Raw genomic sequence first — 7687 nt, forward strand, 5'->3', positions numbered from 1 at the left:
CCGCTCCGGTCAAAGACGATGGCGCGGCTGCTGGTGGTGCCCTGGTCGAGCGCGAGGATGTACTGGTCTGAGCGGGTCATGGGGCGCACTGACTCATGAGCATCTCCTTGTTGAGCTGGCCATGAGCATCTCCTTGTTGAGCTGGCGTTGTCGAGCTGACGAGGACCGAACTGTATGAACGAATGATACTTGCCGCTGAACAGGTGTTCAAGCTGGTCAGGACCGGCCCCGGCGCTTCAGGCTCCGCCCTGCCGTATGCTGACAGGACCGCATGGCACCCGATACCGCCTCCCCGCACCTCAACGTCTCGCTGCCGCACCAGGCGGTGCAGGTCGCCCGGCTCTACTACGAACAGGGCCTGACCACCGACGCGATTGCCAGTGAGCTGGGCCTCTCGCGCCCCAAGGTCTCGCGGCTGCTCTCGCACGCCCGGCGCAGCGGCCTGGTCGAGATTCGCATTCACGACCCCGAAGGCGAGTCGCAGGGCCTGGAAGCCCGGCTGCACGCCCGCTATCCGTTCGTGCGCTCTCAGGTGGTCGGCGTGCCGCCCGGCAGCGGCGAGGAGCTGTGGCTCTCTCGCACCGCCACCGCCGCCGCTGGCCTGCTGAACAAACTGCTGGCACCGGGCATGCGGGTCGGTCTGGCCTGGGGCAACACCCTGGACGCCGTGAGCCGCGCCCTGGTGCCGCGCACCGTGCAGGACGTGACCTTCGTGCAGCTCAACGGCTCGGCCAACGACAGCGAGTTCGTCAGCGGCTTCGTCAACGACACGATTCTGAGGTTCGCCCGCAATTTTTCCGCCCGCGCACAACTGTTTCCGGTACCGACCTTCTTCGACGAAGGCAGCACCAAGCAGGCCATGTGGCGCGAGCGCAGCGTCCGGCACGTGCTGGACTTGCAGGCCCAGGCCGACATCCTGATGTACTCGGTGGGGAGCGCGCAAGCGCACACGCCCAGCCATGTGTACAGCGCCGGGTATCTCGACGCCTTCGACCGTCAGACCCTGGCCGCCGAGGGCGCCGTGGGCGACATCGCCACCGTCTTCTACCGCGCCGACGGCACCTGGGACGGCCTGTCGCTCAACGCCCGTGCCAGCGGCCCCGAACTGAGTCTGATGCAGCGAGTGAAAGAATCCGTCTGCGTGGTGAGCGGGCTGGGCAAGGTCGCGGCGCTGCACGGCGCCCTGGAAGGGCAACTGATGCACCGCTTGATCGTGGACGAGATGACGGCGCGGGCGGTGCTGGAGATGGGGAGTGGGACGTAGGGAGTGGGAACAGCGGGGGTGGGCAGTGGTTGTTGAGTTTTTGGGGATGCTGGGTATGACCCCTCTGCTACGCAGCTCTGCGAGTCTGCCCCTGCTGGGCATCTCCCCTTAAAAGGGAGACGAAAGATTGAGCGCGTGTGGGAAAGCGTTTTTTGGCTCCCCTTGAGGGGGGCTCCCGCGTAGCGGGTGGGGGGTTTGTTGGCCTGGGAGGTTGCCACACCAACTCCCCCTCCCAGATTCCCCCACTTCCCACTCCCCTCTTCCCACTTCCACGTTAGCATCAGCCGCATGGCACAATCAGACACGAATACACAGCAGCTCAAGCGCACGCCGCTGCACGCCGCCCATCTGCGTTCGGGGGCGAGAATGGTGGAATTCGGCGGCTGGGAGATGCCGGTGTCGTATACCGGGGTCATGGCCGAGCATCAGGCGGTGCGGCAACAGGCGGGGATGTTCGACGTGTCGCACATGGGTGAATTCCGGGTTACGGGCACCGGGGCGCTCGACTTCCTGCAATCGGTGACGACCAACGACGTGAGCAGACTGAAAGCGGGCCGGGCGCACTACAACTGGCTGCCGGGCGAGTCGGGCGGGCTGATCGACGACATCTACGTCTACCGGGTGGCCGAGCACGATTACCTGCTGGTGGTCAACGCCGCCAATATCGGCAAAGACTGGGCGCACCTGAAGCGCCATCTGAATGACCACGACGCCCAGCTCAGCGACGAATCCGGGCAATGGGGCCTGATCGCCGTGCAGGGACCGCAGACGGGGGCGCTGCTCCAGCCGCACTGCGACACCAACTTAGGCCAGACGAAGAAGAACGACTTCTTCGCCGCGCACCTGTTCGGCGTGCCGGTCTGGCTGGCGCGGACGGGCTACACGGGCGAGGACGGCTTCGAGGTGTTCGTGCCCGCCGCGCAGGCCGAGGCGATCTGGGACGCGCTGCTGGGCGCCGGGCTCACACCTGCTGGCCTGGGCGCCCGCGACACGCTGCGGCTGGAAGCGGGTTTTCCGCTGTTCGGGCACGAGTTCTCGGCTGAGATTCACCCGCTGAGCAGCGGCTATAGCTGGGTGGTCAAGGACAAGGCGCACCTGGGACGCCACCACATCCGCGTCGAGCCAGAGCACCGCTTGATCGGCCTGGCCACCGACAAAGTGCCACTGCGCGAAGGTTATCCGGTGTTTCAGGGCGGCGTGCAGGTAGGCGTCGTCACCAGCGGAACAGTCAGCCCGACGCTGGGCCACCCGATAGCGATGGCACTCGTGGACCGCCAGGCCGCCGAGCAAGGTGCCTTCGAGGTCGAGGTGCGGGGCAAGCGGGTGGCGGCGCGGGTGCTGGAGCTGCCGTTTTACAGGCGCTGACGCGCCGCTCATGGCTTGTGGCTTGTGGCTTGTGGGATGAAGAAGTAAAGCCGCCCTACACATCCGGTTCCGCATCATCAGGGAGAATAAAACCATGCAGACCCCCAGTGAACTCAAATACGCGCCCACCCATGAATGGCTCTCCGGTGACGGCACGGTGGGCATCTCCGACTTCGCGCAGGACCAGCTCGGCGACGTGGTGTACGTGGAGCTGCCGGAAGTGGGCCGCGAGGTCAAGGCCGGTGAGACGCTGGCCGTCGTCGAGAGCGTCAAGACCGCCTCCGACATCTACGCGCCCGCCAGCGGCACCATCACCGCCGTCAACGACGCGCTGTCCGGCACGCCCGAACTGGTCAACAGCTCGCCCTACGGCGAAGGCTGGCTGTTCAAGCTCGACGTGGGCGAGGCGAGCGGTGAGCTGATGGACGCGGCGGCGTATGGAGCGGCAAACAACTGAGGACATGGACTGGACCGAGATCGACGAGTGGATCTTCAAGGGCGGCTACATACGGGCGATCCGGGACTACCGCGAGCTTCATCAGTCCAGTCTGAACGAGGCTCTGGAGGCGGTGTCCCTTCGAACAGAGCATCTCAGGCAGCACGTCCCTGAGAAGTTCCCCGCTCACGTCTCGCCTAGAACGGAAGCGTTCGAGAAGCTCGCCGGGATCACCCAGCCTGTCGCCGCCATCGAAGCGCTGTGGGACGGTGACACGTTCCGCGACTGGTTCATCTGCATTTACGCGATGGTCGAAGAAACCACCGAATCATCGACGTGGTACGCCGAGCGCTATCTGACGGCGGTGTATTTATCCACGCCGCGCAAAGACGGCTTGAACGAATCTTTCGAGAATTACAGCCAGCGGCTCGTCAGTGACCTGGCGGCGCAGGCCAACGCTCAGGCGTATCAGGCCACATCGTCGAAGGGCGAGAATGGGCCGCGCTGGCGGGAGAGCGTTCCCAAACTGACCTGACCACAGCGTATCTCCCCCGCCCTCCCCGTCAACCGTTGCGCGGGCGGCATTCTTTTTGCGCCTAGTACGCGACTATCAGCACTACACCCACTCTCCCCCACTCGCCGGAGGTTTACCCCGATGTCCATGCGCCCCAGCCTGAAGACGCTGCTCCAGACCGAAGACTTTGCCCGCCGCCACATCGGCCCCGGCCCCCAGGAACAGGCCGCCATGCTGGCTGAACTCGGCTACGACAGCTTAGACGCCCTGATGGCCGCCACCGTGCCCGCCGCGATTGTCCGCCCGATTGAAATACAGGTCGGCGGCCCGGTCAGCGAGGCCCAGGCGCTGGCCGACCTGAAAGTGCTGGCGAGCAAGAACAGGGTCTTCCGCAGCTACATCGGCATGGGCTACAGCGGGACGCATACCCCGGCGGTCATCCAGCGCAACATTCTGGAGAATCCGGGCTGGTACACGGCCTACACGCCGTACCAGGCGGAGATTTCGCAGGGGCGGCTGGAGATGCTGCTCAACTTCCAGCAGATGATTATGGACCTGACCGGCATGGAGGTCGCGGGCGCCTCGCTGCTCGACGAGGCCACCGCCGCCGCCGAGGCGATGACCTTGGCGAAGCGTTTATTTAAAGGGGGCACCGCCAAAGCCAAAGGTAACGTGCTGTACGTGGCCGACGACGTGCATCCACAGACCCTGGACGTGATTCGCACGCGGGCCGAGTATTTCGGGTACGAGGTGGTGACGGGCGAGGTGGACGGCGAGCTGCCGGAGGGCACCTTCGCGGCGCTGGTGCAGACGCCAGGCACGTATGGCGACCTCCACGACCTGTCGAGCGTGGCTGAGCGGGTTCATGATCTGGGCGCGGTGCTGATCGCGGCGACGGATCTGCTGGCCTGTGCCCTGACGACCCCGGTGGGTGAAATGGGGGCCGACATCGTGATCGGCAACAGCCAGCGCTTCGGCGTGCCGCTGGGTTTCGGGGGGCCACACGCGGCGTTTCTGGCCTGCCGGAGTGCCTACCAGCGCAGCATGCCGGGCCGGGTGATCGGGGTGAGCAAGGATAGCCAGGGCAAAACCGCCCTGCGAATGGCGATGCAGACCCGCGAGCAGCACATCCGGCGCGAGAAGGCCACCTCCAACATCTGCACGGCCCAGGCGCTGCTGGCGAACATGGCCGCCGCGTTCGCCGTGTATCACGGGCCGGAGGGGATCAAAACGATTGCCCAGCGCGTTCATCTGCTGACGGGCATGCTGGCGAGGGCGCTGACGGACGCGGGATTGAGCGTCAACCCGACCTTCTTCGACACGCTGAGCTTCGAGGGCGATGCAAACAGCATTCGTGAGCGGGCCGAGGCGCAGGGCATCAACTTCCGCTACGAGGGTAAGCGCATCGGGATCAGCCTGGACGAGACGACGACGCCTGCTGACCTGGCCGACATCATCCAGGCCGTCACCGGGCAAACGTTAGACGTGCTGGCGCTGGAAGAGGGTGCCGCCGAGGGCATTCCGTCCAGCTTGCAGCGCACCACGCCGTACCTGACGCACCCCAGCTTCACCACACACCACTCCGAGCACGCCATGCTGCGCTACCTGAAGTTGCTGGAAAACAAGGACTACAGCCTGACGCACGGCATGATTCCGCTGGGAAGCTGCACCATGAAGCTCAACGCCACCACCGAGATGATCCCGGTGACGTGGCCGGAGTTCGGCAACATCCACCCGTTCGCGCCGCAAGGCCAGACCGAGGGCTACGCCGCGCTGCTGACGGAACTCGAAACCTGGCTGGCCGACATCACCGGCTACGACGCCGTGAGCCTCCAGCCGAACAGCGGGGCGCAGGGCGAGTACGCCGGGCTGCTGACCATCCGCAAGTACCAGGAGGCGCAAGGCCAGGGCCACCGCACCATCTGCCTGATTCCGGCCAGCGCGCATGGCACCAACCCCGCCAGCGCCGCCATGATGGGCCTGACGGTGGTCGTCGTGAAGACCGACACTGACGGCAACATCGACTTCGCGGACCTGACCGCCAGGGCCGAGGAGCACAGCGGCAACCTCTCGGCGCTGATGATTACCTATCCCAGCACGCACGGCGTCTTCGAGGCCAACGTGCGCGAGGTCTGCGAGCTGATTCACGCGCATGGCGGCCAGGTCTACCTCGACGGCGCCAACATGAACGCCCAGGTGGGCCTGACCAGCCCCGGTTTCATCGGCGCGGATGTCAGTCACCTGAACCTGCACAAGACCTTCGCCATTCCGCACGGGGGCGGCGGGCCGGGCATGGGGCCGATTGGAGTCAAAGCGCACCTGGCCCCGTACCTGCCCAACCACTCCGTTCGGTCCACATCGGACAGCCACACCGGAGCCGTCAGCGCGGCACCCTACGGAAGCGCGAGCATTCTGCCGATCAGCTATTTGTACATCCGGCTGCTGGGCTCGGAGGGGCTGAAGCGGAGTACGCAGGTCGCCATCCTGAACGCCAATTACGTGGCGCACCACTTGCGGGGGGCGTATCCGGTGCTGTACACCGGGGCAGACCGTGATGGACGCGGCGGGCATGTGGCGCACGAGTGCATCATCGACATCCGCCCGCTGAAGGCGGAGAGCGGCGTGAGCGAGGAGGACATCGCCAAGCGGCTGATGGACTACGGTTTTCACGCGCCCACCATGAGTTTTCCGGTGCCGGGCACGCTGATGATCGAGCCCACCGAGAGCGAGCCGAAAGCCGAGCTGGACCGTTTCGTGGCCGCTATGCTGGGCATTCGCCGCGAGATTCAGGAAGTGCAGGACGGTCTGATCAGCGCTGAGGACAGTCCGCTGAGGCACGCGCCGCACACGCAGGCCGACCTGATAGCGAGCGACTGGAGCCGGGCCTACAGCCGCGAGGTGGGCGCCTACCCCACGCCCGCGCAGAAGCTCTGGAAGTACTGGCCGAGTGTGAACCGAGTAGATAACGTGTTCGGGGATAGGAATTTCGTGTGTAGCTGCCCGCCGATGGAGGATTGGGTAGGGATTGGGGTGGTGGGGTAAGAAACCGTATGGCTCATCCCCAACAATTGAATCCGTCTCTAGCTTATACTTTTGAGCATGACCTCATTATATACTGATTCCCCGTTTGGCGAGCTTGAAATCTCCGAGATAGCAAACCTTATGGCGGTAGCGACGAGAATGAAGCTGACCGAAAACGAAACTGAGTTTATATTTTCAAGACGCGAAGAAGCCTTCATTGAATTAAGTAAAGAGCGCCTTATAAATGTATTGAATAATTTAAAAGTTTTGGCTGTATTTGAAGAAGTAAATTTGAGCAGTAGCAACACACTAGAAATACCTCTGAGGGAACACTCCAACTCGCCAATAAAAAGAAGAGATTTAGAAAATATTCCTGAAATAATAGATGGTGAAAATAAATTAACATACAAGCTTGGTTTGCCGAGTGCCGAATATATTATTTTTACTATACTTAAATTGAGGGATACAGATTTTTTAAGAGAAATTTTTAGGATGGCCACCATAATGGTAGATAGGCCAGGACTGCTCAGTGCTTCAAAATTGGATATGTTGGATCATCTGAGACGATCTCTCAGAATAAAGAGTATTATAATAACTTCGGGTAAAACTATCGGCAAAAGTTCCCTCATAAACTTTTCAAACGCATACCTATTTTCTATCGGTTATAATTTCGACATCGCACTAGTTCCAGTCAAGCAGTTAGCAGAATTGCTTAGGTCGTACAAGATCAGAAAAATCAGACGTGCGAACCCAAACGAAATGGTGGCTCCACGCAAACATTACATACCAGATTTGATATATTACTATCAGCTCGGCATATCTTCTGACAGTCCAACACTCGAATATCTATCTTTTTATCATATTATAGAACATTTCTTCGAGAATATCTTCAATGAAGATATAATTGCAAGACTGAAAGACCGCATAACGTCTGAGTCCTTTTCATATAAAAGAGATAGAGACATAAAGGATTTAATCAAGATGGCCGTAGCGAACAGGACATTTACGGATGATTCAGTTAAAGTGAGTGAGCCTGAAGCTTTGAGATTGACCCTCGTAAAGTTTGTGCCCGAACCTGAAGAATTAC

The 7687-nt window shown here is 61.5% G+C and carries 6 protein-coding genes; all 6 read left to right on the forward strand.

The window, feature by feature from the left end; translation table 11 throughout:
- Positions 1-271: 271 nt before the first annotated feature.
- On the forward strand, positions 272-1264 hold the full coding sequence (locus tag Q0R23_RS12710) for a sugar-binding transcriptional regulator (RefSeq protein ID WP_293913565.1): 993 nt from the start codon (positions 272-274) through the stop codon (positions 1262-1264).
- 288 nt (positions 1265-1552) lie between these two features.
- Positions 1553-2629: a glycine cleavage system aminomethyltransferase GcvT gene (gene gcvT, locus Q0R23_RS12715; protein WP_293913567.1), complete on the forward strand. Its 1077-nt coding sequence runs from the start codon at positions 1553-1555 to the stop codon at positions 2627-2629.
- 94 nt (positions 2630-2723) lie between these two features.
- Entirely contained in the window at positions 2724-3086 is a 363-nt protein-coding gene (gcvH, locus tag Q0R23_RS12720; RefSeq protein ID WP_293913569.1) for a glycine cleavage system protein GcvH, read from the forward strand.
- Between the two features lie 4 nt (positions 3087-3090).
- A complete protein-coding gene (locus tag Q0R23_RS12725; RefSeq protein WP_293913571.1) occupies positions 3091-3600 on the forward strand; it encodes a hypothetical protein in 510 nt (169 codons plus the stop codon).
- Positions 3601-3726: 126 nt separating this feature from the next.
- Positions 3727-6621, forward strand: coding sequence for an aminomethyl-transferring glycine dehydrogenase (gcvP, locus tag Q0R23_RS12730; protein WP_293913574.1), 2895 nt, complete (start codon positions 3727-3729; stop codon positions 6619-6621).
- Positions 6622-6678: 57 nt separating this feature from the next.
- Positions 6679-7687, forward strand: a 1009-nt coding sequence (locus Q0R23_RS12735) for a hypothetical protein (RefSeq protein ID WP_293913572.1), incomplete at its 3' end; no start/stop codon positions are given.

This window comes from Deinococcus sp., assembly GCF_025362455.1.
Classification (GTDB): domain Bacteria; phylum Deinococcota; class Deinococci; order Deinococcales; family Deinococcaceae; genus Deinococcus.